This window comes from Mesonia aquimarina (genome assembly GCF_003667275.1).
Lineage (GTDB): Bacteria > Bacteroidota > Bacteroidia > Flavobacteriales > Flavobacteriaceae > Mesonia > Mesonia aquimarina.
In genome coordinates, this window is record NZ_RCNV01000002.1 from 86378 (window position 1) to 113082 (window position 26705).

A 26705-nucleotide genomic window follows, 5' to 3' on the forward strand; every position below is an offset into this window, starting at 1 on the left:
TTAAATGGTTAATTCTAATAAAATTGGACAGTGATCGCTATGATATGCTTCCGATAAAATAACGGATCTTTTTATATTTTCTTGCAGTGGAGTAGAAACTAATTGATAATCTATACGCCAACCTTTATTATTTGCTCTCGCATTTGCACGATAACTCCACCACGAATATTCTACAGATTCTTGATTTAAATACCGAAAAGAATCAATAAAACCGCTATTTAAAAAGCCGCTAAGCCATTCGCGTTCTACCGGTAAAAATCCCGAGACATTTTTTAAGCGTACTGGGTCGTGAATATCTATGGGTTCGTGGCATATATTGTAATCGCCACAAATTACTAAATTAGGGATTTCTTTGTTAAGTTTATTTATGTACTCCTGAAATTCATCCATATATTGTAACTTAAAATCTAAGCGCTTTATATTGGTTCCCGAAGGTAAATATAAACTCATAACCGAAAGATCATCAAAATCTAATCTGATATTTCTTCCTTCAAAATCCATCGATTCTATTCCTGTTCCGTAACTCACATTATTAGGTTCTATCTTGCTTAAAATAGCAACACCACTATAACCTTTCTTTTGAGCCGGATACCAATAACAGTATTTGTAACCTAATTCATGAAAAACTGTTTCGTCAAACTGATCCGGATTGGCTTTTATTTCTTGCAAACAAACCACATCTGGGTTTGCTTGTGAAAGCCAGGTTGTAAAATCTTTACGAAGTGCTGCACGAATACCGTTTACATTATAAGAAATGATTACCATTGTATAGTTTTAAAACAAAAATAAAATTTTTAATCAATGAAGCTAACTTGTCACAAGATTTAGATAAAAAGAATTAAAAATCAATATCAGTTAAAATATTTTTAAAATGATTTAGTTTTACTCATGATGCGAATCATTATGTGTTTACTCTTTTTTTGTGCTTCAATTTTTATGGGTCGAGCACAAGAAAATCCAGTTTACGCGCAACAAAAAAAAGTTGCGGTGCAGGACACTATTCGCATAGATTCTGTGAGTATTCGCCCGGACGGATTTCAACTATATTCCGCAGAAGGCAACCTCATTGATACCACAAAATATCGTATTAATTTTGCAGAAAGCTATTTAATTCTCAGTGATAGCTTAAAAATACAACAAGATTCTATTGCCGTTACCTACCGGAAATATCCGGAGTTTTTAACCAAAAAATACTATCAATTTGACCCTTCTATCATTTCTGAAGGCAATAACAATCAGCAAATTTACAAACTCGGACAAGCCAACAACACACCCCAATTTACTCCTTTTGACGGCTTAAACACCAGCGGTAGTATTTCTCGTGGCGTAACCGCGGGTACCAATCAGAATACCGTTTTAGATTCTGAATTAGACTTACAAATTTCCGGTAAAATTTCTCCCAAAATCGGTTTACGAGCTTCCATTCAAGATTCTAATATTCCCATTCAAGAAAGCGGTTATTCACAAAATTTAGATGAATTTGATCAAGTTTTTATTGAACTTTTCGGTAAAAATTGGAACATCAGAGCGGGGGATGTCAACTTAACACAAACCGAATCTTATTTTGCTAATTATACCAAAAAAGTACAAGGTTTATCGGTGGGTGCAACCTTAAATCCCGACGGAAATAAAACCGAAGTTTTTGCTGCCGGTGCTTTAGTGCGTGGAGTTTTTACACGAAATCAGTTTCAGGCGCAAGAAGGAAATCAAGGTCCGTATAAATTAACCGGCCCCAATGGCGAGCTATTTGTGTTTATAGTTTCGGGAAGCGAAGCGGTATTTGTAAACGGAATTCGTGTAGAACGCGGCGAAAATGAAGATTATATTATTGATTATAATGCCGGCGAAATTATTTTCAACGCTACATTTCCGATTACTTCAGAAATGCGAATCACGGTTGAGTTTCAATATGCAGATCGAAATTATTCGCGTATTGTAGCTACCGGCGGCGGAAAATATTACGGTGAGAAAATTCAGCTAGGGGCTTTTGTTTATTCTGAAAATGATTTGCAAAACCAACCGCTTCAGCAAAATCTTAGCGATGATCAAAAACAAGTTTTAGCTGATGCCGGCGATGATGAAAGTGAAATGATTGCGCCCAGTGCAGTTCCTGATACTTTTGATGAAAACAAAGTTTTGTATCGAAAAGAACTGCAAAACGGAGAAGAAGTTTTTGTGTATTCTACCGATCCCGATGAAGAATTATTCAACGTAAAATTTAGTTTGGTCGGCGAAAATCAAGGAAATTATGTGTTAAGCAACGCAAGCGCCATCAGTAAAATTTATGAATATGTGGCTCCCATCAACGGAATTCCACAAGGAAATTATGCACCCGTCACCCAACTTTTTGCTCCTAAAAAATTACAAGTCGCGGTAGTAAATGGTGCTTATCAAGCTTCAGAAAACACCGCTATAGATTTTGAATTAGCCGGCAGTAAAAATGACGAAAATTTATTTTCTTCTTTAGATGATGACGATAACGATGGTTTTGCCGGAAGAGTTACAGCTCAACAAAATATTTGGAAAAACGATACCGAAAAAATTGAAGCTTTTGCTGCTTTTAATTACATTCAGGAGCGTTACCAAAGTATTGAGCGTTTGTATAATGTTGAATTTAATCGTGATTGGAATTTAACCAACACGCCCACCGGAAACCAAAGTTTTGTAGATGCGGGTGTAAATTACTTGAGCGAAAAACGCGGTTCTGCAACCTATAGTTTTCAAAAGTTAGATTATACAGATAATTATAGCGGAGCTCGACAATTACTTCAGTATAATTTAAAATTCGGTAAGTTAAGCACACAGTTAAGCGGAAGTTTTTTAAAAAGTAATGCCGAAATTTTTGATTCAGAATTTCTTCGCCTCTATACAAATCTCGTGTATGATTTTGGAAAAGTTTGGACCGGAACTAGAATATCTTTAGAAGACAATGAACAAGTTGATAATGAAACCAACGAGCTTACAGGCATAAGCCAGCGGTTTAACAGCTACGAAGTTTACACCGGAATTGGTGATAGTACCGATGTTTACGCTGAAATTGGTTACCGATACAGGGTAAACGACAGTTTACGGAACTCAGCTTTGCAGCGTGTAAGCAGTTCTGATAATTATTATTTACGTTCGCAATTGATTAATGCAGAAAACACCAAGCTTTCGGTTTTTGCAAATTACCGGAAATTGAATAATCAAGAAGAAGGTGTTGAAGATGAACATTCATTAAACTCTAGAATTTTATACAATCAATTTTTGTTTGATAAAATTTTGAATCTCAACTCGGTTTACGAAACCAACAGCGGGACACTTCCTCAGCAAGAATTTACCTATGTAGAAGTAAACGCAGGTGAAGGACAATACACTTGGAACGATTATAACAACAATGGAGTACAAGAATTAGAAGAGTTTGAAATTGCCCCTTTCCCCGATCAGGCAACTTATGTACGTGTTTTATTGCCCAACCAAATTTTTATAAAAACGCATCAGAATAAATTCAGTCAAATTGTAAGCCTTAATTTTCAGCAATGGAGTAAAAACGAAAATGGCACTAAAAATTTCTTATCTCATTTTTATAATCAGACTGCCTATTTAATTGATCGAAAAATAGAACGCGAAGGCGATAATTTTGATGTCAATCCGTTTAACGATGATGGCAAAGAATTGGCGGTAAATCTTAACTTTAGAAACACCTTATTTTTTAACCGCGGAAAGCAGCATTACACCACTTCTTACAGTTATATTTCTACCCGAAACAAGAACTTACTAGTCACCGGATTACAAGAAAACGCTATACAAAGTCACCAAATTACCTTTAACCACAAGTTTGATGAAAGCTGGCTAATAACACTAAAAAACCATTACACCGATACGCAAAGTATATCGGAAAATTTTGAAAATAGAAATTATAAAATAGAGAGTTTTTTAGGTAACCCGGAACTTTCTTATTTGCTATCGCAACGTACCCGTTTTGATGTTTTTTACCAATATGAAAATCAAATAAATTTACAAGGGGAACAAGAAGAATTAACCCAACATAAATTGGGCGCATCTTTTACATTTAATAATGCACAAAAATATTCCTTAAACGGCGAAGTAAATTACATTTACAACGATTTTACAGGCAGTCCGTTTTCTCCTGTTGCCTACCAAATGTTGCAAGGTTTACAACCCGACAAAAACTACACGTGGACACTTTTAGCACAAAAAAAATTGACCGATTTTTTAGATCTTAATCTTTCTTATTTTGGCAGAAAAAGCGAAAGTTCAGATACTATCCACACCGGAAGCGTACAATTACGAGCTTATTTTTAGTTTTTTTAACTACTTGGAAATTTATTTTTATATTGCATAACGTAAATTTTTATTAATCTCAACTTTTTGAACTTTATTAAAGTTGAACAAATTTTTCAAATGAAAATAGCACTCTTAGTTTTTAGTATCTGTTTAAGTTTTTTTTCCTACGGTCAAATAGAACACGAACATGTTACAAATGAAATTCTAGTTAAATTTAAAAACGATCACCCTAACGAAAATAAAATCAGTAGTTATTTTGAAAAGCCAGAGTTAAACAGATTACACAATATAATTAAAGTTTCTAATTATGAAGTAATAAGAAACTCAGAAAGCAACACTACGGTATTAATTCAATATCAAAATAATCAAATTAGTTTACAAAAAGTAATTGCCATGTATAAAAACACAGAAGTTTTTGAATATGTGGAGCCAAATTATATAGCAACAGCAGGAGGAAAAAAAATGACAACTATTCCTAATGATGCTGAATATTCAAGACAGTGGGGGTTAAAAAACGACGGAACCTTTGCTGATGCTCCAGCAATAAGCGGTGCAGACATACAAATGGAACAAGCCTGGGATATAGAAAAAGGCGATGATGATATGATTGTAGCTATTATAGATTCAGGTTTACGACTATCACATCCTGAATTCTCAGGTAGAATATGGACTAATACAGATGAAGTTTTAGACGGAACAGATACTGATGGAAATGGGTTTGTAGACGATATTTTTGCAGGTTGGGATTTTATAAATAATGACAATGATCCTACAGATGATCACGGTCATGGAACAAATGTGGCTGGTATTGCTCTTTCTTCGGGAGATAATTTTTATGGTTATGCAGGTGTGAATTGGAATTCTCAAGTTATGATTTGTAAAGCTCTTAATGCAAATAATAGTGGAAGCTACGCAGCTATGGCTGGAGCTATTTATTACGCCGTAGATAATGGAGCTAAAGTAATTAATATGTCGATTGGAGGTAGTGGAAGCTCATCCGTATTAAATGATGCAATTGATTATTGTTACAATAATGGAGTAGTGTTAGTTGCTTGCATGATGAATTTCAATAATAATATAAGCTATTACCCCGCAGCTTATGATAAAACAATTGCTGTTGGTTCAACAGATCCAGATGACACTCGAAGTAATCCTTTTTTCTGGAGTCCAACAAGTGGCAGTAATTATGGAGATCACATAGATATAGTAGCTCCAGGAAATTATATATATGGTTTAAGTTATGATTCGGATACAAATTATAACACTTATTGGGGAGGCACTTCTCAAGCATCTCCGTTGGTTGCTGGAGTTGTTTCACTTCTTTTAGCACAAAACCCTTCTTTAACTTTTGAGGAAATTAGAACAATATTACAAGAATCTTCAGAAGATCAAATTGGAGATCCTACGGAAGATAGTAATGGATTTGACATATACTATGGTTACGGAAGACTTAATGCAAAGAATGCACTCACTCATCAAATGCTTAATTCTGGAGATTTAAAAAACCCAAATAGTTCAGTAATAATTTCTCCAAACCCTATAGAGAGTTATAAAATCTTAAATATTACTAACCTAAAAAATTCTACATATACCATTTCTATTTATAACACACTAGGTCAACGTTTTTATAGTGTAAAAAAAGTAAATCAAAAGAAAGTATTAAGCCTAGAATTACCAAAACTTAACAGTGGAACTTACTTTATAGAGATTATAAACGAATCGAACCATACTTCAACTAATAAAAAACTAATTGTCAATTAATCAATACTTTTCAAGAAGAAAGATGATTATAAAATCAAACTATTAGTTTAGTTATATTGTTTTTGATCAATTAATGTTTAAACCAAAAAAGCACCGAATTTAACGGTGCTTTTTTGGTTTAAATATGAAGAAGCTTTATTCTTTCTTTTTTAAGGCCAGTTCTAATTCTTGAATTTTAGCGTTTTTTGCCTACTAAAATTAGGAAAAAAGCGTGCAATTACGAGCTTACTTTTAGATTTTTTTAACTTATTTTAAAAATTTGTTTTATATTGCTTAGCGTTAAAACTAATTTTATGAAAAATCTTTACACTCTTATTTTTTTAACATTTATATCTTTTACTATAAATGCACAAAACCAACCGTTTATTACTACATGGGGGGTTTCATCATTTGATGGCTTAGATATTACAATTCCTACTAAAGGAACAGGTTATAATTATACCATTGATTTTGGAGATGGAACTGTAGAAAATAATGTAACGGGCGACGTTTCTCATACCTACAATTCTTCAGGAATATATACAGTAAGTATTACTGGGGATTTCCCTAGAATATGCTTTGGAAACTATTGGTTTACCACATCTAATATGGAAGATAAAATCGCTTCTGTGGAGCAATGGGGTGATATTCAATGGTACTCTATGAGTGAAGCCTTTTACGGGTGTGATAATTTAAATATTAATGCAACGGATATTCCAGATTTAAGCCAAGTAACTGATATGAGTTCTATGTTAAGAGAAGTAAATTTCATTAATTCATCAATTAATAATTGGGATGTTTCAAATGTGACTAATATGAGTTACTTATTTGCTTATGCAGACTCATTCAATCAACCACTTGATAATTGGGATGTTTCGAGCGTAATCAATATGGAGTCTATGTTTTGGGAGGCTTATAGTTTCAACCAATCAATAGATAATTGGGATGTATCCAATGTAACTAATATGGTAGGCATGTTCTCTAATGCCGCAGCTTTTAATCAGGATATTGAAAATTGGGATGTATCCAATGTAACTAATATGGCAGGAATGTTCTCTTCTACAGGAGTATTTAATAAATCTTTAAATAATTGGAATACATCTAATGTAACTGATATGTCAGGAATGTTCAAAAACGCAAATTCTTTTAATCAACCTCTAAATAATTGGAATACATCTAATGTAACTAATATGAATTCTATGTTTACAAGCAATGGGGAATTTAATCAGCCTCTTGATAATTGGGATGTATCGAATGTCACTAACATGGGGGAAATGTTTGCTTCAAAAAACACAGGTATTCAAATGTCTTTTAATCATTCTCTTGAAAATTGGGATGTTTCGAATGTGACCAACATGGGGGAAATGTTTTTTTCTAATTCTTCTTTCAACCAACCTCTAAATAATTGGGATGTTTCAAATGTTAGTCTTTTGTCGGGTATGTTTTACAAAGCCACTTCCTTTAACCAACCTCTCAATAATTGGGATGTTTCGAACGTAACTTTTATGACAGGAGTTTTTTTTAATGCAACTACATTTAATCAGGATTTATCGGCTTGGGAAATAAACACCACAAATTTAACTAACTTTCTATCTAATTCTGGTTTGGATATTAATAATTACGACTATTTTTTGAGCCATTTAAATACTTTAGGTTTGATGAATGGATTTCTAGTAGCTGATGGACTTGAATATTGCGATCAAAGTTCGCACGATTACTTAGAAAACATTTTAGGGTGGAATATTCTAAGTGATAGCCAATCGCCAAATTGCAACTCCATAAACGGCGAAATAACCTATGATGAAAATAATAATGGTTGCGATCCAGCCGATCAAGGGGTTTCAGGTTTTATGGTTAACGCAAACGACGGTACAGATGATTTAAAAACCTATTCGAGTAATGGCAGCTATACTTTAGGAACAATTGGTACTAATTTTACCGTTTCAGTTATGAATTATCCTAGCTATTACTCTATAAGTCCGGCAAGCCAAAATGTAACTTTTAATACTTCTTCTACTGAAGTAGTCGATTTTTGTGTTACTGCCAATCAAAATATCGAAGATTTAAATATTACATTATTACCTACTAGTGAAGCGCGGCCCGGTTTTGAAGCTGACTACCAATTAGTAGTAGAAAATCTAGGAACTCAAAATGTTGCTAACGCAACGGTAACCGTAGATTTTGATGACGCCATGCAAAGCTTTGTTAGTGCTAGTGTAACGCCAACTTCTACTACCACAAATCAATTAAGCTTTGACATTACTAATTTACAACCGCTTACCAATCAAAAAATTGATTTTACCCAGCAAACTTTTCAGCCGCCCACAGTAAACGGCAATGATATTTTAAACTTTAACGCCACAGTGACACCTAACGCTAACGACAATACGCCAACTGATAACACATTTATCTTTGATCAAGTCGTGGTAAATTCTTACGACCCTAATGATAAACAAGTTTTACAAGGCGAGGAGATTTATGAAGAAGAGACCGATGAATATTTAGATTATCTTATCCGTTTTCAAAATACAGGAACAGCAAGTGCCATTAATGTTCGGATTTTAGATACGCTTCATCCAAAATTAGATTACAGCACCTTAAAGCCGGTAAGTGCAAGTCATAATTACCACATTGAAATTACAGATGAAAACCAAGTAGAATTTATTTTTGATAATATAAATCTTCCCGACGAAAATACTAATGAACCTGCAAGTCACGGATTTGTAGCTTATAAAATTAAACCGAAAAGCGATGTAGCAGTTGGAGATTTCATTGAAGGTGATGCGCGTATTTATTTTGATTTTAATGCGCCTATTATTACCAATATGGCTTCTACTGAAATTATTGATGATCTTAGTACTGATCCATATATCTTTGAAAGCTCTATTAGTTTGTATCCTAATCCGACACAGAACATATTGAATATCGAGACTAAGAATAAAGCTGAGATAAAAAAATTAAAGCTTTTTAACCTTAACGGTATCCAGATAGAAACAGTTGTTAACAACAAAAAACAACTTAATGTAGAAAACCTAAGCAATGGAATTTATTTTATTAAAATTACCACAAACCAAGGAACTGTAACCAAACGATTTGTAAAAAAATAGATTTTTCACAAGAATACAACTATCAAAAAAAAGCACCGGATTTAACGGTGCTTTTTTGGTTTAAATATGAAGAAACTTTATTCTTTCTTTTTTAAGACTAGTTCTAATTCTTGAATTTTAGCGTTTTTCTCGCTTACTAATAATCTTTGGTATTTTGCTTCGGCTATAAAATAAACAACAATAAATATATTTTGAACAGTCATTGAAATATATTCCTTTCCAATCGGAAAAAAACGTGCTATTAATAACAACATAAATATTGCCATTGCACTTAAACTCATGTATCTCCAAAATTTCTTATTCTTTAAAATCATCTATTTACCTTTTTGCATCCAAGTTCTAAAATCTACCTCTTTTGCAATGATATTTTTGACTTCTGAAATCGGCACACGTTTTTGTTCCATCGTATCGCGATGACGAATGGTTACTTGATTATCTTCTTTGGTGTCGTGATCTATAGTAATACAAAATGGTGTTCCGGCAGCGTCTTGACGTCTGTAACGTCTTCCTACAGCATCTTTTTCATCATAGCTTACATTAAAATCCCATTGTAATTCTTCCATCAATTCACGAGCAATTTCAGGTAGACCATCTTTTTTAACCAAAGGCAAAATAGCTGCTTTATACGGCGCTAAAATAGCCGGTAGTTTTAAAACCGTTCGTGTGCTGCCGCCTTCCAATTCCTCTTCTTTTAAAGAACTAGAAAAAACCGCCAAAAACATTCTATCTAAACCAATTGATGTTTCAATTACATACGGCACATAATTTTTGTTCATTTCGGGATCAAAAAACTGTAATTTTTTACCAGAATGTTCTTCGTGTGCTTTTAAATCAAAATCAGTTCTCGAGTGAATTCCTTCTAATTCTTTAAAACCAAATGGAAAGTTGAATTCAATATCGGTTGCTGCATTGGCATAATGCGCCATTTTTTCGTGATCGTGAAAACGGTAATTTTCTTCCCCTAAACCTAGCGAAGCGTGCCAATTTTGGCGTGTTTCTTTCCAATGTTCAAACCATTTAAGTTCATCTCCGGGACGCACAAAAAATTGCATTTCCATTTGTTCAAACTCACGTTGACGGAAAATAAATTGACGCGCTACAATTTCATTTCTAAAGGCTTTCCCTATTTGAGCGATTCCGAAAGGAATTTTCATTCTCCCGGTTTTTTGTACGTTGGCAAAGTTTACAAAAATACCCTGCGCGGTTTCCGGACGTAAATATAAATCGGTTGCGCTATCGGCAGAAGCACCTAATTTTGTGCCGAACATTAAATTGAATTGCTTCACGTCGGTCCAATTTTTAGACCCACTTTCCGGACAAGCAATTCCCAATTCTTCAATTAAGTCTTTTACGTCGGCTAAATTTTCTTCGGTTAAAGATTTTGCTAAACGCTCTAAAATTTCCTTTTCTTCTTTTTTATAGCGAATTACACGCGGATTGGTGTTAACAAATTCAGCTTCATCAAACTTATCGCCAAAACGTTTACGCGCTTTTGTAATCTCTTTTTGCGCTTTTTGATTGATTTTTTCGGCGTGATCTTCTACCAAAACATCAGCTCGATAACGCTTTTTTGAATCTTTATTATCAATCAACGGATCGTTAAACGCATCTACGTGACCAGAAGCTTTCCAAGTGGTTGGATGCATTAAAATTGCAGCATCTAAGCCCACAATATTTTCGTGCAATTGCACCATGCTTTTCCACCAATATTCTTTGATGTTCTTTTTTAACTCTGCTCCGTTTTGTCCGTAGTCGTAAACTGCGCTCAGCCCGTCATAAATTTCTGAAGATGAAAAAATATAACCATATTCTTTTGCGTGCGCAATTACTTGCTTAAAAGTGTCTTGTTGTTTTGCCATAAAGCAAAAATAAAAAACCCTTTGAATTAAAGTAGCCTGCGAGAAAAATTATTTTAAAGTAAAACTGGTAGAACCGATTAAGGTTGCACTATCAAAAATATTAATGACATAGCGCCCTTCTTTTAAGCCTTTTTCGGCAACTTTAACTAGCATACAAATATCTAACTGCTCATTATTATAATCAATAGAATTTACCGAACTATAGCGTAAGGTTTTCTCTTTAAATTTGATTGTTTTTTTTGAGCCTAATAAATTATTCTTAGGATTGATTACTTGCACAAACAACTGTCGTTCTCCTGCTTCAATAATTGGATTTTCGTTTATGGTAAAACAAACTTGTAATTGTTCTGCTCTATTGGCATTGGTTACTTCTACAGCCTCTTTATTATTACGTAAAATAACCGCTTGCCCATTAATTTCTGAAAGTTGTAACACGGAAGCTTTTTTTACTTTTTCGGCTAATTGTTTGTTTTGCGTATTTACAGAATCAATAATCCGCTGATTTTTAACAAGAATGCTGGATGTACTGTCAATCTCTGAGCGTAAAAAAGTATTTTCTTTTGATAAACTATCTACTGTAGTAACTAAACGTTGTTTTTCTAATTTAAGCACTTCAACTTGCATACGGTATTTTTGCAGACTACTTAAATTACCGTTCATTTTTTTAAGGCTATCTGTCAACTCTGCAATTCGATCTTGTTCAGCTTTTAAATCAATTTTCAAGTTCTTATGCTGCTCCATTAAAAGCTGATAATCTTCTTTCAACTCCTGCAATTCTTTTTGTAATTGCTCATTTTCTTTCTCAACTAAACTATTATTTTGCTTATTTTCTTGATAAAAGTTTACCGTATAAATGCCCAGACCAACCAAACAAATACATAAAATAGCAATTAATATTTTTAGAACCTTTGTATTCCTTTTTTCACTCATATAGAATAGATTAACGCAATATTTTGTACCTTACTATTTTAAGGTAAAAATTATGAGCTAACGTGATTGCTGATTTATTCAACTTATTTTTTCCTAAAACTTGCGTAACCTGCAATAAAACTCTTCTTAAAAACGAAGATCTTATTTGTCTGTTTTGCAGACATCAATTGCCACTTACCAACTTTCATCTAGATAACGAAAATACGGTAAAAAAAGTATTTTATGGAAGAGTTCCTTTAGTAAATGCTACTTCGTTGCTCTTTTTTTATAAAAAAGGAATTACGCAACGTCTTTTGCACGCGTTAAAATATAAAGGTGAAAAAGAAGTTAGTGCCTATTTGGGCTCTTGGACTGCAACTGAATTGGAAGAAACCAATTGGATTAAAGATATAGATGTCATCATTCCGGTGCCGCTTCATAAAAAGCGGTTAAAAAAACGCGGTTACAATCAAGTTGAAGGCTTTGGTAGAACCCTGGCAAATCATTTTTCCATTCCGTATGAAAGCAATGTACTTATCAAAAAATCTGCAACAAGAACCCAGGTTTTTAAGGGTCGCTTGGCTCGTGCTGTTATAAAACCACATCATTTTAGTTTACAACAAAAAGAAAAAATCACCGGGAAACACATTCTTTTAGTAGATGATATTGTTACTACCGGATCTACTTTAGAAACCTGTGCCACAATTTTGCAAGAAAGTCCAGATGTAAAAATTAGTGTTGCTACAATGGCAATTACTATCTAGTAAAAAAAATAATTGTTTCTTTGTGTAAAAATTTATTTCCTGAAAGAATGCTAAAGCGCTTTTTACTTGTTTTTTGTTTTATTCTGTTGGCTGCAAATATGTATAACTGTGCCAAAAAAGGGATGCCAACCGGCGGAGCCTTAGATACTATTCCGCCAAATTTTGTAGGTGCTTCTCCAGAAAATTTTTCGACGAATGTTACCACCAAGGAAATCAGAATAAACTTTAACGAATACATTAAATTAGAAGACGCGCAAGAGCAAATTATTGTATCTCCACCTTTAAATCCTAAACCGGAAATATCGCCTTTAGGAAGCGCTAGCAAAAATATTAGAATTAGAATTAGTGACACTTTAAAAGAAAACACCACCTATTCTATCAATTTTGGAAACAGCATTGTTGATAATAATGAAGGAAATCCATTTTCTTATTTCCGCTATGTTTTTTCAACCGGTGATTATATAGACTCCCTGAGTATTAGTGGAACTGCCATTAACTCATTAAAAAGAGAAATTGAAGCTAACATTGCCGTTATGCTTTACGAAGTAGATTCTACCTACACAGATTCTACAATATATAAAAAACCACCACAATATATTGCCTATACAAAAGACAGCGTTTATTCTTTTTCTGTTGAAAATATGAAAGCCGGAACTTATCAAATAGTAGCTTTAAAAGACAATAACAACAATTATACTTACGAGCCAAAAAGCGATAAAATTGGATTTTTAGCTGAACCTATTGAGGTTCCCACCGATAACTCTTTTGAATTGAAAATTTTTAAAGAGCAATTAAATTTTGAAATAAAGCGAACAAAACAACTGTCTAAAAATCATTTAATTTTTGGTTATGAAGGAAAGTCTGAAGCTACAAGCATTGACTTACTTTCTACACAACCGGAAGAATTTGATTATAGAATTATAAAAGATCCAGATAAAGATACATTGCATTATTGGCACAAACCTTTTATTGAGCAAGACAGCCTCATTTTTATGGTTTCTAACAAGGATTATTCTGATAGTTTAGTGGTAAAAATTAGAGATATGGAATCGGATTCTTTAGAAATGCGTGCATCTCCAAAAGCTGCACTTGCATTTGACGAGAATTTTGAAGTAACTGCTAATACTCCGCTAGAAAAAATAGATGCCGATAAAATTTCAATTCTAGATAGAGATTCGCTACAAGTTTCGTTTAGCACTACAAAAGATAATTTTAACAATAAGTTTATTTTCAATTTCAAAAAAGAAGAAGATCAACAATACAAAATAAAATTATTGCCCGGATCATTTACAGATTTTTACGGTAATAAAAATGACACTTTAGCCTATTCCTTAAAAACCAAGGCTTATTCAGAGTTAGGAAATTTAAATTTCACTGTAGAAAACATTCAATCTTATCCAATTATTGTTCAAGTGATTACTGAAAAAGATGAAGTTTATCGCGAACTAATTCACCAAGAAAAAGACGGAAACAAATTTGTTTTTAATCAATTAAAACCCAGCACATATTACGTTCGGGTAATTTATGATGAAAACAATAATGGCATTTGGGATACCGGAAGTTATCTAGAAAAACGACAACCCGAAAAAGTTTTTTATTACCCTAAAAGTTTTACTATTCGCCCCAATTGGGATTTTAGCGAGACCTTTATTTTAAAGTAAACTCATCCCGATCCCTTAAAAAACCAAATCGCTCGCGAGCATCGATTAATTTATCTTTGTACAGCGTAATAGTTTCCGAAAAGATACGGTCAAAATTTTTAGTAGATTGATGTGTTCCCAACATATCGTAAACTGCAGAATGCCCAGAATAGGCATGTTTATTCCCATCTTCGCCCACTCTGTTCAACCCAATTGTGTAACTCATATTTTCAATGGCACGGGCTTTTAGTAGAGCATCCCAAGCGGGAGTTCTTTTTGCCGGCCAATTTGCAACGTATAATAAAAGATCGTAATCTGTTGTGTTTCTAGACCAGACCGGAAAACGTAAATCATAACAAATTAAAGGACAAATTTTCCAGCCTTTATAATTGATCATCAATTTTTCTTTTCCGGGACTATATGTTTTTTGTTCACCTGCCAATGTAAAAAGATGTTTTTTACTGTAGGTTTTAAAAGTAGCATCGGGAAAAACAAAAAATAAGCGATTATAGTACTCGCCCTTATCCTTAATAATAAGACTTCCGGTTAAGGCTATTTCATGTTTTTTTGCCATTTTTTGCATCCATGTTACCGCTTTTCCTGTTTCGGTTTCAGCAAGTGATGCCGCATTCATAGAAAAACCTGTAGAAAACATTTCCGGTAAAATTATTAAATCGGTAGGTTTTTCTAGCTCTTCAATTTTAGCTGAAAACATATCTAGATTGGCTTCAATATCTTCCCAATAAAGCTCAACTTGTAATAGACTAACGCGTAAATTTTCCATACTCTAAAATTACAAAAATCTATAGGAATGCATTAAAAAACTAAGGATAGAAATAATCATTTACAAACGACTACAAATGTTTGTAAACGATTTTAAATGTAAACAATTATTTATCAACCAGTTAAAAACTACATTTCAATACATATTTGCACTGTTGAATGGAACTAATGAAATTCAATATAAAAAATAGATATATTATGAATGCTTTAAAAAACAAAGTTCAATTAATTGGAAACTTAGGAAACGACCCGGAAATTATTAGTTTAAAAAATGGAAAAAAATTAGCGAAATTTTCTTTGGCTACGAATGAAAATTATAAGAACAAAGAAGGTGAGAAAATAACAGAAACGCAATGGCATAATATTGTAGCTTGGGGAAAACTTGCTGAAATAATAGAAAATTATTTAAGTAAAGGAAACGAAATTGTCATGGAAGGTAAATTAGCTTCAAGAACCTTTGAAGATAAATCAGGTGAAAAAAAGTGGATTACTGAGGTAGTTTGTCAAGAATTGGTGATGATGAAAAAATAAATTCAAAATTAACAAAATTAAACATTTGTTAATTTATATTAATGAAAATGAAATTAATGTAAAAAACGCCAGTAATTAACTCTTTTTAACAGCGAATAACAAAGTTTTAACCTCTCAAATAAAACCAAACGGCAAGTTGCTCCGTAATTTTCGTGTAGATTAACAAAACTTAGAATTATGAAAAACAAAAAAATTAAAGTAGAAGAAGCTGTTTCAAGAGGAAGTAGAAATAGCCGAAGACGATTTTTAAAAATGAGTGGACTTGCTGTTGCTGGTACAGGTTTATTGTTAAGCTGTAGCGACGATGATGATTTTACAGAGCCAACAGATCCAGATCCGGATGTTTTTGATCTTGGAGCAGGAGACCTTGGAGTTCTTAATTATGCATATGCACTAGAACAGCTTGAAGCAGAGTTTTATACCAGAGTTCTTAACGGAAGTTATTGGTCTGGAGCTGCTATGGAAGAAAAAAATATCTTACAAGATTTATATAATCACGAAGTAAACCACCGTGAATTTTTTAATGCCGCTTTAAATGAAAATTTTGATGCTGATGTAGTGTTACCAAGTTCATTAGAATTTGATTTTTCTAGTGTAGATTTTAACAATAGAGATTCTGTATTAAGTACAGCACAGTTGTTAGAAGATACTGGTGTAAAAGCTTATAATGGAGCTGGTAAACTTATTGAAACCGGAACTTATTTGGTAATTGCGGGTAAAATTGTTTCAGTAGAAGCAAGACATGCCGCAGCTATTAGAAGTATTCGAGGTGGAGATATGGATGATTTTAAACTATTTGCAGGAGATGATATTATTGATTCTTCAGGATTAGACGGTGCAGAAAACCCTTCAGTAATTATTGAAGCTGCAGGAGGTTTTATCACCACTCCATTTACTGCAAACGAATTGCCATAATTTTTAAGGCAATCAAATTAAATCACTAACATTTAAAAAAAACATTATGAGTATTATAAAATTTTTAGACGAATTTACTTCTGATAATTTAAAAGACAGAGGTTCTTCAAGAAGAGACGCATTAAATACATTTAGTTCTTTAGGTAAGAAAGCTGCCATGGCTGCTGTACCTTTCGGATTAGGTGCAGTAAGTCAAAAAGCAAGAGCTACAACAACTGCTTTTCAAAATGATTCTATTACAGATGCATTACAATTAGCATTAACGCTAGAATATTTAGAAGCTGAATTCTATAATAAAGCACTTGATTCTGGAGTTTTACCAACCGGTAAACCAGAACAGATTTATATGCAAATTGCTAAACATGAAAATGCCCACGTAACTTTGTTACAAACCGCATTAGGATCTAGTTCTATTCCTTCTCCTGAGTTTGATTTTACAGCCGGAGGTTTATTTGATCCATTCAACGAAGATGGAACAGGACAAGAAACTGCTTACGGACAATTATTGGCATTAGCTCAAGCATTTGAAGATACAGGAGTGAGAGCATATAAAGGTCAAGCAGGAAATGTAATGAGTAATCCAGATGTATTAACAACTGCATTGCAAATTCACTCGGTAGAAGCTCGTCACGCTTCAGAAATTAGAAGACTACGTTCTCTTGACGGATGGATCACCTTAAATGAAAGAGGTGACAACATGCCATCTCAGACACAGGCAGTTTATAATGGTGAAGAAAACTTAATTCAAGGGGGAGTAGATGTATCTACACTTGGAAGTGGAGATCCGTTTACTGCTGCAGCGTCTTCTCAAGCTTATGACGAAATTTTAACCGGTCAAGAAGCTTCAGATATTGCTGGTTTATTTATAGTTCAGTAAGCTATATAAAATTATTATTTAAAAAGTCCCGTGTATAGCGGGACTTTTTTTATTTCCAAATCTCAGCTAAAATACTTATATTTAAGTGAATCTAAACTTTTTAGTTATGGGAATTAAAAGCTTTCAAGGAAAACATATTGGAGAAGAAGCCTCATTATCAGAGAATATTAAAGTTGAAGATTTTATGACCCGGAATATGTTTGTTTTTAAAGAAGGGCAACATATTCTTGAAGTAATGGAAAGCCTCATAAAAAATAGAATTTCCGGTGGCCCCATAGTTAATCAAAAAGATGAATTAGTTGGTATTATTTCTGAAGGAGATTGTATTAAGCAGCTTTCTGAGTCCCGTTATTACAATCAACCAATGGATAATATGAACGTTGAAAACTATATGGTTAAAAAAGTAGAAACGGTTTCTCCGGACATGAATTTATTTGATGTGGCCAATAAATTCTTAAGCTTAAAAATAAGACGTTTTCCGGTTTGCGAAAACGGAAAGCTAGTAGGTTTAATTAGTCAAAAAAATGTACTAAAAGCAGCGCTAGAACTTCACGGATATAATTGGAAAAGCTGATTAAGAATCATTGTTGCCCCATAAAGAAACAAGATCGCTTCGCTTTTTGAACCAAGAATCAAGACTTGAAGTTAAACAGTATTCACATAAAGCTATGATTTTTATATTACAGAAGTAAAAATTCTTAACGGTTGATTTACCGAAACCCAACAATAGTGATATGTTTTTTAAGCTAAAAAATTACTCATACACTAATAAATTAAAAATAAATTCCCTGTGCTAGACGATAAGTATTTGCATGCGCCTCAACAATATGTTTTATTTCTGTAGAATAACCTCCACCCATACTGCATTCCACTGGTAAATTATTAGCTTTTAGCGTTTCTAATACAAAACGATCTCTTTTTTTACAAGCCTCAATACTTAAGCTTAGCTTCCCTAATTTATCAGTAGCCAATACATCCACACCACTTAAGTAAAATACAAAATCAGGTTTTACGTTTTCTAACAAATCTGGCAAAGTTCTCTCAAGAGCCGTCAAGTATTCTTCGTCTTTTGTTTCAACCGGTAATCCAATATCTAAATCTGACTTTTCTTTTTTAAACGGATAGTTTTTTTCGCAATGCATGGAAAATGTAAAGACAGAATCATCACCTTCAAAAATTTCTGCAGTTCCATTACCTTGATGCACATCTAAATCGACAATTAAAATTTTATCTGCCAATTTTTTTTGCTGAAGATAGCGTGCCGCGATGGCTTGGTCGTTCAGCATACAAAAACCTTCTCCACGATTTGTATAAGCATGATGGGTTCCCCCAGCGATATTGAAAGCAATTCCATATTGAAGCGCAAATTTTGCAGCTTTTATCGTTCCGCCAGCAATTAATCGCTCACGATAAACTAAGGCTCTAGAAAGTGGAAATCCGGTTCTTCTAATTTCTTTCTGACTTAATTTTAAATTCAGAAAATCATAATAATATTCAGCATCGTGAACGGCTAAAATATATTTATCATTCGGTATTTCAGGTACAAAAAAATTCTCTTCAGTACAGGTTCCTTCATGTAATAATTGCTGCGGAAGCAACTCATACTTTTCCATCGGGAAACGATGTTTCGGTGGCAACGGATAAACGTAACTTGAGTCAAAAGCAATTTTAAGCATAGAAATTTCTTAAGAAATCATTGTTCCGCTTTTAACATTATCTTCATCTGGATTCACAAAAACCAATTTTCCTTCAGCATTTTCAGTCATTAAAATCATCCCTTCGCTTAACGTTCCACGCAATTTTATCGGTTTTAAATTGGCGACAACACTAACTTTTTTTCCTACAATTTCTTCAGGTTTAAAATGTTCTGCAATACCCGAAACGATGGTTCTTTTATCGATTCCCGTATCAACCTTTAAGACCAATAATTTTTTAGCCTTCGGCATTTTTTCAGCTTCAATAATGGTTCCTACGCGTAAATCCAGTTTAGTGAAATCATCAAATTCAATCAGTTCTTTCTGCGGAATTACTTCTTCAGCTTCGGTTTTATTTGCTTTTTTAGTAGCTTCTAACTTATCCAGCTGTTTTTGAATTTCATCATCTTCCACTTTCGCAAATAGCAATTCAGCTTTGCCAATTTGGTGACCTTCTTTTAATAAAGCTTTTTCAGTAGAAATATCGTCCCACGAATATACAGCATCACCTAAATTCAAAATTTTACTCAATTTTTTTGAAGTAAACGGCAAAAATGGTTCGCTTAAAGTTGCCAAAGCAGAAGCAATTTGAAGCGCGACATACATCACGGTTTGTGTGCGTTCTTTATCAGTTTTAAAAGTTTTCCACGGTTCTTCATCAGCTAAATATTTATTTCCTAAACGTGCCACGTTCATCATTTCGGCTTGCGCTTCGCGGAATCTATATTTTTCAATAGAGCTTGAAATTACCGCCGGATAAGCCTTAAGTTCTGCTAAAGTTTGTTGATCAATTTCATTTAATTCAGCTGGAGCAGGAATTTTTCCGTCGTAATATTTATTCGTAAGTACTACAACTCTATTGATGAAATTACCGAAAATCGCAACTAATTCACTATTATTTCGCTGCTGAAAATCTTTCCATGTAAAATCGTTATCTTTTGTTTCCGGTGCATTTGCAGTTAACACATAACGCAACACATCTTCTTTACCCGGAAAATCTTCTAAATATTCGTGTAACCAAACCGCCCAATTTCTTGACGTGGATAATTTATTACCTTCTAAATTTAAAAATTCATTTGCGGGAACATTATCGGGTAAAATGTAACTACCTTCCGCTTTTAGCATTGTCGGAAAAATAATGCAGTGAAAAACAATGTTGTCTTTTCCTATAAAATGAACCAATTTGGTGTCTTCGTCGCGCCAGTATTTTTCCCAATCGGTATTTTCACGTTCTGCCCATTCTTTTGTTGCTGAAATATAACCGATTGGCGCATCAAACCATACATAAAGTACTTTTCCGTCTCCGCCTTCAACAGGAACAGGAATTCCCCAATCCAGATCGCGCGTTACCGCACGCGGACGCAAACCGTCGTCTATCCAAGATTTACATTGCCCGTACACATTAGATTTCCAATCTTTTTTATGCTCTTTTAAAATCCATTCTTTTAACCAAGGTTCGTATTGATCTAAAGGTAAAAACCAATGGCGTGTCTGTTTTAAAATAGGTTTTGCACCGGTTATGGCTGATTTCGGATTTATTAAATCGGTTGCATTATGTGAGGTTCCACATTTTTCACATTGGTCGCCGTAACTTTCTTCAAAGCCGCATTTTGGGCAAGTTCCTACCACAAAACGATCGGCTAAAAATTGTTTTGCTTCTTCATCGTATAATTGGTCGGTGACTTCTTCAATGAATTTTCCTTCCTCATATAATTTTTTAAAAAATGCTGAAGCGGTTTTATGATGCGTTTCTGAAGAAGTACGGGAATAATTATCAAAATTTATCCCAAATTCTTGAAACGATTTTCTGATGATTCCATCGTATTTGTCGACAATATCTTGTGGCGTAACGCCTTCTTTTTTTGCTTTTATGGTAATGGGCACACCGTGTTCATCGCTTCCGCAGACAAAAACCACGTCTTTTCCCATTTTCTTTAGGTAACGTGTATAAATATCGGCAGGAACGTAAACACCCGCCAAATGACCTATATGAATTGGACCGTTCGTGTACGGTAAAGCAGCAGTAATTGTATATCTTTTTGGTGTACTCATTTCATAAATTTTAATGCGTAAAGGTAAGAAAACAAGCGTATTTTTTATAAAGAATTGCGCAGAAGTAAATTTTGACTATTTTTAGATTTTCTTAACTAAAATTTTACACGATGAAAAAATTAAAATTTATTACGTTTTTATTAGTTTCGCTTGTGTTTGCTACAGCTTGTAGTAGTGATGATGACTCAGGAAATGACAATAACACCCCAACCCAAGAAAACCAATTCGTTTTTGACGGAGATACTTTTCCTTTAAAAGCTGGCGCATTAGAATATTATGGTAATGAAAGTGGCTTACATAATACAGATATAATATTTGTTACTACAGAAGTTGATGAAAATGAAGAACCTGAAGATGAAATCTTTAACAGTATTTATTTTGAACTTTTTACAACGAATGAAAACTTAGAAACAGGTGATTATAGTTTTTTTGAGGGAGAAGCACCTAATACATTTTCAGACTTTTCTGATATTAGTATAGCAAGTGGAACAGCAGAAAATCCTACCCTCAAATACTATGAGATAATCTCTGGAGAAATAACAGTTGTTAGCAAAAATCCGTATGAATTTATATTTGAAGGAGAAGCTGTAAACTGGGATGATGAAAATGATATAGTAGATTTTTCTGGTCATTATAAAGGAGACATGTATGAGTTTGATTACAGCGATGAAGAAGGAAGACCAGAAAATAATTCCGACTCAAAATCTGTTTTCAAAAAGAAATAAGTAAAAGCTTACATAGTTATTTTAAAAGCATTAGTTTTAATTTTACTAATGCTTTTTTCATGATTATACCTAATAAACTTCAAGAGAGTGATAAAGTAGCCATTGTAGCTACAGCACGAAAAGTTATACAAGACGAATTGCAACCTGCCATAAAATTGTTAGAAAGCTGGAATTTAATTCCGGTTATTGGTTCTAGTATTGGCTTAGAAGAAAATCAATTTGCGGGAAGTGATGAAGAACGCGCTAAAGATTTTCAGCAACAATTAGACAATCCGAAAATTAAAGCCATTTGGTGCGCAAAAGGCGGCTATGGAACCGTGCGTATTTTAGATAAATTAGACTTTTCAGCATTCATGAAAAATCCGAAATGGATTATTGGTTATAGTGATGTTACAGCTTTGCATTCTCATATTCACAATTTTAAAATCGCTACTTTACACGCGCAAATAAGTTTAGGTTTAGATGCCAAATCTGAATCAACTCTGGAAAGTTTAAGAAAAGTACTTTTTGGAGAAAAAGTTCAGTATAATTTTAAAACTTCAAAACTGAATAGATTCGGAAAAGCTGAAGGCGAAATTATAGGCGGAAATTTATCCGTTTTATATTCGCTCTGCGGAAGTAATTCAGCTATAAAAACAGCAGGAAAAATTCTTTTTCTAGAAGATCTTGATGAATATTTATACCACATCGACCGAATGATGCAAAACCTAAAGCGCAACGGAATGCTAAAAAACCTTGCCGGTTTAATTGTTGGTGGAATGAGCGATATGAATGATAATGAAATTCCGTTTGGAAAAACTGCTAAAGAAATTATTGCTGAAACCGTAGCAGAATACAGTTTTCCGGTAGCATTTAATTTTCCCGCAGGTCATATTGAAGATAACCAAGCAATTATTTTAGGTAATGAAATAGAATTAATTGTTTCTAAAGAGAAATCAACTGTAAACTATTTGGAATAATGGCGCAGCATAACGATTTAGGAAAAAAAGGTGAGCAATTAGCAGTAGATTTTTTGATAAAAAAAGGATACAAAATTCGCGAACAAAATTTTCGACATCAAAAAGCTGAGGTTGATATTATTGCTCAAAAAGAAAATACACTTTGTGCCGTTGAAGTAAAAACCCGTAGCACACCAGAATTTGGCAATCCACAAGATTTTGTAAAACCACAACAAATACAACGCTTAGTAAACGCCATAGATTACTATGTAAATGAAAATAATCTCGATGTAGATGTTCGTTTTGATATTGTGGCAATTATAAAAAATAAGCAAGGCACCAAATTAGAGCATTTAGAAGATGCTTTTCTCTTTTTTTAAAAAACACAACGCTTTTTTATAAAAAATGATAGTTTTGCACAAGAGCAAATTAATTTAGCAATGAAAAAAATATTACTTTTTAGTTTACTTTCACTTGTTTTCACTAGCATCAGTGCACAAATAAAATATGAAAAAGGCTATATTATTAGAGATGATAATAGCCGAGTGGAATGCTTAATTAAAAATGAAGACTGGGAGAATAACCCAACAAGTTTTAAATATAAACTTACCGAAAACGCAAGCGTTTCTAAAGGAAATTTAAAGACCATAAAAGAGTTTGGAGATAACGCTAAAACATTCAAGTTTGTTCGTGGTGAAAATGTAAAGTTAGAACGAAAATCAAACGGAATAAACACATTAGGTTTAGAAAGGCGAGCAGTTTTAAAAGAAGAAACGCTTTTTTTAAGAGCGCTTGTAGAGGGAGAAATAGATTTGTATAGATATGTATCTGGTCCCGTAAATTATTATTTCTATAAAAAAAATGATCGAGATATTTTTGTGCCCTTAATATATAAAAAATATATTACTGCTAAAGGAAGTCAAAAAACAGTAAGAGAAAATAATCGCTATAAGAACCAATTAGCAAGTGTTTTTTCTTGTAAAGAGTTAACTGAAAAAGACTTTACAAGATTAGATTATCATAAGAAAGACCTTGTTAATTTATTTACTTCTTATCACCAATGCATAAACTCTGCATATACTATATTTAAGGAAACAAGCAGTAATGATGAAAAAGCCGAATTTAAACTCACTCCAAAAATAGGAGCTAATTATTATTCGTTAGAATATACAGACCCCTCTTTATTTGTTGATCCTACTTCATTCGATAAAGAAATCAACTTTACAGCCGGAATCGAATTAGAATATATTTTTCCTTTTAATAGAGGAAAATGGTCGGCGTTTTTAGAGAGTCGTTATAGTAATACTTCAAGTGAAGTTTCTTACGAAAACCCGAATAATGCATTTAATGGTAAGTATAGAAAGATAAGCGTTGATTACAGCTTTATCCAATCTTCATTAGGAGCAAGACATCGTATATTTTTATCTGATAAAGCAATAATTTTTGTAAACGCTGCTTTTGTATTTAATTCAACAATCGGCGATGCTAAATTAGAAGCTACTCAAGATAACAATGTGAGCAATTATTTATATGGTTACGACATCTCATCTGTTGGTAACTTTGCATTTGGAGCCGGCTTGATGCTTCATGATTTTCAAGTAGAAATTAGATACAACACTGCCACAGACCTACTTAATGACTTTGGAAACACTAAGCTACAATTACAAGGCTTCACTTTTCTTTTAGGTTATACGCTATTTTAAAATATTTAATTCCATCCTAAAATCTTTGTTAATCCTTTGTTATTTAAGGCTTTTTTGAGAAAAGTTCCCTCTCTCATTGCTTAACTTTAAAGAAAAAGTTAATCATGGAAAAAATATTAGTAGCCGGAGCAAACGGCACCACAGGAAAAGAAATTATAAATCTTTTACAAGATCATTCGAGTTTTGAACCTATAGCAATGATTCGAAAAGAAGAACAGCAAGCTCAATTTGACAACCAAAATGTAAAAACTGTTTTAGCCGATTTGGAAGGCGATCTAACTGAAGCGGTAAAGGGAGTTGACCGCGTTATTTTTGCAGCGGGTTCCGGGGGAAATACAAGCGACCAAAAAACCATTGATGTTGATGAAAACGGAGCCATTAATCTAATTGATAGAAGTAAAGCTGCCGGCGTTAGAAAATTCGTAATGCTAAGTGCGATGGGAACCGATAAGCCTAGCGATAATCCTGATTTAGAGCAGTATTTAAAATCTAAAAAAGCAGCGGATGATCATTTAAAAGCGAGCTTTTTAAATTACAGTATTGTAAAACCTGGGAGACTAACCAACGCAGAAAAAACGAACCGTATTAAAGCTAAAACGCGTTTAAATGAATATGGTGAAATTTCTAGAAAAGATGTTGCTCAAGTTTTGGTAGATTGCTTACCTCCAAATATGCTTCAAAATAAAGACTTTGAAATTTTATCGGGCGATAAAGCGATTGAAATTGCTCTGACAGAAGTAAAATAAATTCCTATTCAGAATAAAAATTAAGAACCTCGCAATTTTGCGAGGTTTCTTTATTTGTAGAATTATAAAAAGGCTTCGTCTTTGGGTTCCCAAAGTTCAATTTTATTGCCTTCAGGGTCGAGAATCCAGCCAAATTTTCCGTATTCAAATTCTTGCATTTCATCTACTATTTCAACGCCTTCTTCTTTTAAAATTTTCAGTAATTCTTCTAAATTTTCTACACGAAAATTCATCATATATTGTTTTCCTGAAGGCTTAAAATATTCAGTATCTTCACTAAACGGACTCCATTGCGTGGAGCAATCGTTTCCGTTTTCATCTTTCCACCAAAAGGTTTTTCCGTACTCATCGGTTCCTAAACCTAAATGTTTGTCGTACCATTCTTTTGCGGCTTTCGGATTCTTACTTTTAAAGAAAAATCCGCCTAAACCGGTGACTCTTTTTTTCATAATACTTATTTTTTCTTGAGGTTATTTTCGTAAATCTCGATAAAATCTTCAGGGGTCATTTTAGTGCATAATTCAGCTAGTAAATTAAATGGAATTTTCTTTACATTTTTAAACCGAATACAACTTTTTCCCATATCGAGTTTTGTGCTTACGTGTTTCGGGTATTCTTTTACAAACCACTCGTGTAATTTTTTATCGGCATAAATTCCGGAATGATAAAGAGCGATGAAATTTTTCTGTGAAGCAATACTCATAAACGGTAACGGCAATTCCGGATCGCAATGATAACCGTCAGAATATGTACTTTTTGGCACTACATAACCAATCATTCCGTAATTGATACATTCTTTAAATCCGTCGGGTAAGTTTTCTTGTATTGTTTTTCTCAATTTGGAGAATACTTCCTTTCTTTCCTCGGGAATCTGAGCGATATATTCTTCGGGTGTATGGGCTTTATAATTCATAATTTTATTTTTTTCGCTGTAAAATTAAGGCTGAAAGTAACGAAATTATAAGTCCGATAACAAACACGGTAGCAAACATAATAAATGCCATCATAAACGGACTTCCCATCATTTCTGCTTCTGCTTCTAATTTTTCTTTCTGAAGCTGAAATTCTTCCGGCGGTAGCGTTTCTTTTAAATTCGCTAAGGAATAATCCATATATTCTGTCATAAAATCTGGATTAATTTCGCTGGTATAAATAAAGTCGGCAATGCCAATTCCAACACCTGCCAAGACAGCAATTCCTAAACCGATTAATAGTGCTTTTCCAAAGGAAACTTCACCATTATTTACATGGTCTCGAAAATGTTTTATGCCGAAAAAAATAAAAGAAAGCGAAGCCAACATCGTGGCATAACCCACGATTTCTTGTACGGAATAACTTAAGCCCATGCCAAGCCATAAGGCCAATAAGAATAGAATTAATGCCATTAATAAACCGTAACTACCAAATTTTAAAATTGTTTTTTTCATAGATTAGT

General features: G+C 33.4%; 24 protein-coding genes. 14 read left to right on the forward strand and 10 right to left on the reverse strand.

Going from position 1 to position 26705, the window contains the following annotated elements:
• Complete coding sequence (locus D9R05_RS03810; protein WP_121665910.1) at positions 1–765, reverse strand: exodeoxyribonuclease III; 765 nt, start codon at positions 763–765, stop codon at positions 1–3.
• A 126-nt stretch (positions 766–891) separates the two neighbouring features.
• Here D9R05_RS03810 and D9R05_RS03815 point away from each other — a divergent pair, with 126 nt between their 5' ends.
• The 3 genes from D9R05_RS03815 (at position 892) to D9R05_RS03825 (ending at position 9134) form a co-directional block, all read left to right on the forward strand.
• A complete protein-coding gene (locus D9R05_RS03815) occupies positions 892–4305 on the forward strand; it encodes a hypothetical protein (RefSeq protein WP_121665911.1) in 3414 nt (1137 codons plus the stop codon).
• 99 nt (positions 4306–4404) lie between these two features.
• Positions 4405–6048 carry a S8 family serine peptidase gene (locus tag D9R05_RS03820; protein ID WP_162984890.1) on the forward strand — a complete coding sequence of 548 codons (1644 nt, stop codon included), beginning with the start codon at positions 4405–4407 and terminating at the stop codon, positions 6046–6048.
• Between the two features lie 293 nt (positions 6049–6341).
• Positions 6342–9134 carry a BspA family leucine-rich repeat surface protein gene (locus D9R05_RS03825; protein ID WP_121665913.1) on the forward strand — a complete coding sequence of 931 codons (2793 nt, stop codon included), beginning with the start codon at positions 6342–6344 and terminating at the stop codon, positions 9132–9134.
• A gap of 77 nt (positions 9135–9211) precedes the next feature.
• Here D9R05_RS03825 and D9R05_RS03830 read toward each other — a convergent pair whose 3' ends face one another.
• The 3 genes from D9R05_RS03830 to D9R05_RS03840 are packed head-to-tail and all read right to left on the reverse strand — an operon-like array spanning position 9212 to position 11923.
• Positions 9212–9448 (reverse strand): hypothetical protein, encoded by a 237-nt coding sequence (locus tag D9R05_RS03830; RefSeq protein ID WP_121665914.1) that lies wholly within the window; start codon positions 9446–9448, stop codon positions 9212–9214.
• Complete coding sequence (locus tag D9R05_RS03835) at positions 9449–10993, reverse strand: glycine--tRNA ligase (protein ID WP_121665915.1); 1545 nt, start codon at positions 10991–10993, stop codon at positions 9449–9451. It lies immediately after the preceding gene.
• Positions 10994–11041: 48 nt separating this feature from the next.
• Positions 11042–11923 carry a hypothetical protein gene (locus tag D9R05_RS03840; RefSeq protein WP_121665916.1) on the reverse strand — a complete coding sequence of 294 codons (882 nt, stop codon included), beginning with the start codon at positions 11921–11923 and terminating at the stop codon, positions 11042–11044.
• Between the two features lie 62 nt (positions 11924–11985).
• Here D9R05_RS03840 and D9R05_RS03845 point away from each other — a divergent pair, with 62 nt between their 5' ends.
• Both D9R05_RS03845 and D9R05_RS03850 read left to right on the forward strand, forming a co-directional pair.
• Positions 11986–12666, forward strand: a complete 681-nt coding sequence (locus tag D9R05_RS03845) for a ComF family protein (RefSeq protein WP_121665917.1) — start codon at positions 11986–11988, stop codon at positions 12664–12666.
• A 47-nt stretch (positions 12667–12713) separates the two neighbouring features.
• Positions 12714–14327, forward strand: coding sequence for an Ig-like domain-containing protein (locus D9R05_RS03850; RefSeq protein WP_121665918.1), 1614 nt, complete (start codon positions 12714–12716; stop codon positions 14325–14327).
• Here D9R05_RS03850 and D9R05_RS03855 read toward each other — a convergent pair.
• Positions 14314–15090: an amidohydrolase gene (locus D9R05_RS03855; RefSeq protein ID WP_121665919.1), complete on the reverse strand. Its 777-nt coding sequence runs from the start codon at positions 15088–15090 to the stop codon at positions 14314–14316. The genes D9R05_RS03850 and D9R05_RS03855 overlap by 14 nt on opposite strands.
• 197 nt (positions 15091–15287) lie before the next feature.
• On the opposite strand from D9R05_RS03855, the gene D9R05_RS03860 reads away from it, so the two are divergent.
• The 4 genes from D9R05_RS03860 to D9R05_RS03875 all read left to right on the forward strand — a co-directional run bounded on the left by D9R05_RS03860 (position 15288) and on the right by D9R05_RS03875 (position 17986).
• Positions 15288–15620 carry a single-stranded DNA-binding protein gene (locus D9R05_RS03860; RefSeq protein WP_121665920.1) on the forward strand — a complete coding sequence of 111 codons (333 nt, stop codon included), beginning with the start codon at positions 15288–15290 and terminating at the stop codon, positions 15618–15620.
• A 177-nt stretch (positions 15621–15797) separates the two neighbouring features.
• A complete protein-coding gene (locus D9R05_RS03865; RefSeq protein WP_121665921.1) occupies positions 15798–16535 on the forward strand; it encodes a ferritin-like domain-containing protein in 738 nt (245 codons plus the stop codon).
• A gap of 46 nt (positions 16536–16581) precedes the next feature.
• A complete protein-coding gene (locus tag D9R05_RS03870) occupies positions 16582–17412 on the forward strand; it encodes a ferritin-like domain-containing protein (RefSeq protein ID WP_121665922.1) in 831 nt (276 codons plus the stop codon).
• 106 nt (positions 17413–17518) lie between these two features.
• The gene (locus D9R05_RS03875; protein WP_121665923.1) at positions 17519–17986 is read left to right on the forward strand and encodes a CBS domain-containing protein; all 468 of its coding nucleotides are present in this window, start codon (positions 17519–17521) and stop codon (positions 17984–17986) included.
• Positions 17987–18185: 199 nt separating this feature from the next.
• Here D9R05_RS03875 and D9R05_RS03880 read toward each other — a convergent pair whose 3' ends face one another.
• Positions 18186–19088, reverse strand: a complete 903-nt coding sequence (locus tag D9R05_RS03880; protein WP_121665924.1) for a histone deacetylase family protein — start codon at positions 19086–19088, stop codon at positions 18186–18188.
• A 9-nt stretch (positions 19089–19097) separates the two neighbouring features.
• A complete protein-coding gene (gene metG / locus D9R05_RS03885; protein ID WP_121665925.1) occupies positions 19098–21158 on the reverse strand; it encodes a methionine--tRNA ligase in 2061 nt (686 codons plus the stop codon).
• Between the two features lie 110 nt (positions 21159–21268).
• Between metG and D9R05_RS03890 the strand changes: the two genes are divergently transcribed.
• From D9R05_RS03890 to D9R05_RS03910, 5 genes are all read left to right on the forward strand, one after another.
• On the forward strand, positions 21269–21883 hold the full coding sequence (locus D9R05_RS03890; protein ID WP_121665926.1) for a hypothetical protein: 615 nt from the start codon (positions 21269–21271) through the stop codon (positions 21881–21883).
• A gap of 59 nt (positions 21884–21942) precedes the next feature.
• Positions 21943–22842 carry a S66 peptidase family protein gene (locus D9R05_RS03895; protein WP_121665927.1) on the forward strand — a complete coding sequence of 300 codons (900 nt, stop codon included), beginning with the start codon at positions 21943–21945 and terminating at the stop codon, positions 22840–22842.
• On the forward strand, positions 22842–23201 hold the full coding sequence (locus tag D9R05_RS03900) for a YraN family protein (protein WP_121665928.1): 360 nt from the start codon (positions 22842–22844) through the stop codon (positions 23199–23201). The genes D9R05_RS03895 and D9R05_RS03900 overlap by 1 nt, the downstream gene beginning before the upstream one ends.
• Positions 23202–23261: 60 nt before the next feature.
• On the forward strand, positions 23262–24524 hold the full coding sequence (locus D9R05_RS03905) for a hypothetical protein (protein WP_121665929.1): 1263 nt from the start codon (positions 23262–23264) through the stop codon (positions 24522–24524).
• Between the two features lie 104 nt (positions 24525–24628).
• Entirely contained in the window at positions 24629–25270 is a 642-nt protein-coding gene (locus D9R05_RS03910; protein WP_121665930.1) for an SDR family oxidoreductase, read from the forward strand.
• A gap of 62 nt (positions 25271–25332) precedes the next feature.
• On the opposite strand, the gene D9R05_RS03915 is transcribed toward D9R05_RS03910, so the two are convergent.
• The 3 genes from D9R05_RS03915 to D9R05_RS03925 are packed head-to-tail and all read right to left on the reverse strand — an operon-like array spanning position 25333 to position 26697.
• Positions 25333–25719, reverse strand: a complete 387-nt coding sequence (locus tag D9R05_RS03915; protein ID WP_121665931.1) for a VOC family protein — start codon at positions 25717–25719, stop codon at positions 25333–25335.
• 5 nt (positions 25720–25724) lie between these two features.
• Entirely contained in the window at positions 25725–26183 is a 459-nt protein-coding gene (locus D9R05_RS03920; protein WP_121665932.1) for a DUF1801 domain-containing protein, read from the reverse strand.
• Positions 26184–26187: 4 nt separating this feature from the next.
• Positions 26188–26697, reverse strand: a complete 510-nt coding sequence (locus D9R05_RS03925; protein WP_121665933.1) for a DUF4199 domain-containing protein — start codon at positions 26695–26697, stop codon at positions 26188–26190.
• Positions 26698–26705: the final 8 nt, after the last annotated feature.

What these genes read in the sequence shown, in the direction of transcription:
- D9R05_RS03810 (WP_121665910.1), bottom strand. Translation starts at nt 765, where the DNA reads ATGGTAATCATTTCTTATAATGTAAACGGTATTCGTGCAGCACTTCGT.
- D9R05_RS03815 (WP_121665911.1), top strand. Translation starts at nt 892, where the DNA reads ATGCGAATCATTATGTGTTTACTCTTTTTTTGTGCTTCAATTTTTATG.
- D9R05_RS03820 (WP_162984890.1), top strand. Translation starts at nt 4,405, where the DNA reads ATGAAAATAGCACTCTTAGTTTTTAGTATCTGTTTAAGTTTTTTTTCC.
- D9R05_RS03825 (WP_121665913.1), top strand. Translation starts at nt 6,342, where the DNA reads ATGAAAAATCTTTACACTCTTATTTTTTTAACATTTATATCTTTTACT.
- D9R05_RS03830 (WP_121665914.1), bottom strand. Translation starts at nt 9,448, where the DNA reads ATGATTTTAAAGAATAAGAAATTTTGGAGATACATGAGTTTAAGTGCA.
- D9R05_RS03835 (WP_121665915.1), bottom strand. Translation starts at nt 10,993, where the DNA reads ATGGCAAAACAACAAGACACTTTTAAGCAAGTAATTGCGCACGCAAAA.
- D9R05_RS03840 (WP_121665916.1), bottom strand. Translation starts at nt 11,923, where the DNA reads ATGAGTGAAAAAAGGAATACAAAGGTTCTAAAAATATTAATTGCTATT.
- D9R05_RS03850 (WP_121665918.1), top strand. Translation starts at nt 12,714, where the DNA reads ATGCTAAAGCGCTTTTTACTTGTTTTTTGTTTTATTCTGTTGGCTGCA.
- D9R05_RS03855 (WP_121665919.1), bottom strand. Translation starts at nt 15,090, where the DNA reads ATGGAAAATTTACGCGTTAGTCTATTACAAGTTGAGCTTTATTGGGAA.
- D9R05_RS03860 (WP_121665920.1), top strand. Translation starts at nt 15,288, where the DNA reads ATGAATGCTTTAAAAAACAAAGTTCAATTAATTGGAAACTTAGGAAAC.
- D9R05_RS03865 (WP_121665921.1), top strand. Translation starts at nt 15,798, where the DNA reads ATGAAAAACAAAAAAATTAAAGTAGAAGAAGCTGTTTCAAGAGGAAGT.
- D9R05_RS03870 (WP_121665922.1), top strand. Translation starts at nt 16,582, where the DNA reads ATGAGTATTATAAAATTTTTAGACGAATTTACTTCTGATAATTTAAAA.
- D9R05_RS03875 (WP_121665923.1), top strand. Translation starts at nt 17,519, where the DNA reads ATGGGAATTAAAAGCTTTCAAGGAAAACATATTGGAGAAGAAGCCTCA.
- D9R05_RS03880 (WP_121665924.1), bottom strand. Translation starts at nt 19,088, where the DNA reads ATGCTTAAAATTGCTTTTGACTCAAGTTACGTTTATCCGTTGCCACCG.
- metG (WP_121665925.1), bottom strand. Translation starts at nt 21,158, where the DNA reads ATGAGTACACCAAAAAGATATACAATTACTGCTGCTTTACCGTACACG.
- D9R05_RS03890 (WP_121665926.1), top strand. Translation starts at nt 21,269, where the DNA reads ATGAAAAAATTAAAATTTATTACGTTTTTATTAGTTTCGCTTGTGTTT.
- D9R05_RS03895 (WP_121665927.1), top strand. Translation starts at nt 21,943, where the DNA reads ATGATTATACCTAATAAACTTCAAGAGAGTGATAAAGTAGCCATTGTA.
- D9R05_RS03900 (WP_121665928.1), top strand. Translation starts at nt 22,842, where the DNA reads ATGGCGCAGCATAACGATTTAGGAAAAAAAGGTGAGCAATTAGCAGTA.
- D9R05_RS03905 (WP_121665929.1), top strand. Translation starts at nt 23,262, where the DNA reads ATGAAAAAAATATTACTTTTTAGTTTACTTTCACTTGTTTTCACTAGC.
- D9R05_RS03910 (WP_121665930.1), top strand. Translation starts at nt 24,629, where the DNA reads ATGGAAAAAATATTAGTAGCCGGAGCAAACGGCACCACAGGAAAAGAA.
- D9R05_RS03915 (WP_121665931.1), bottom strand. Translation starts at nt 25,719, where the DNA reads ATGAAAAAAAGAGTCACCGGTTTAGGCGGATTTTTCTTTAAAAGTAAG.
- D9R05_RS03920 (WP_121665932.1), bottom strand. Translation starts at nt 26,183, where the DNA reads ATGAATTATAAAGCCCATACACCCGAAGAATATATCGCTCAGATTCCC.
- D9R05_RS03925 (WP_121665933.1), bottom strand. Translation starts at nt 26,697, where the DNA reads ATGAAAAAAACAATTTTAAAATTTGGTAGTTACGGTTTATTAATGGCA.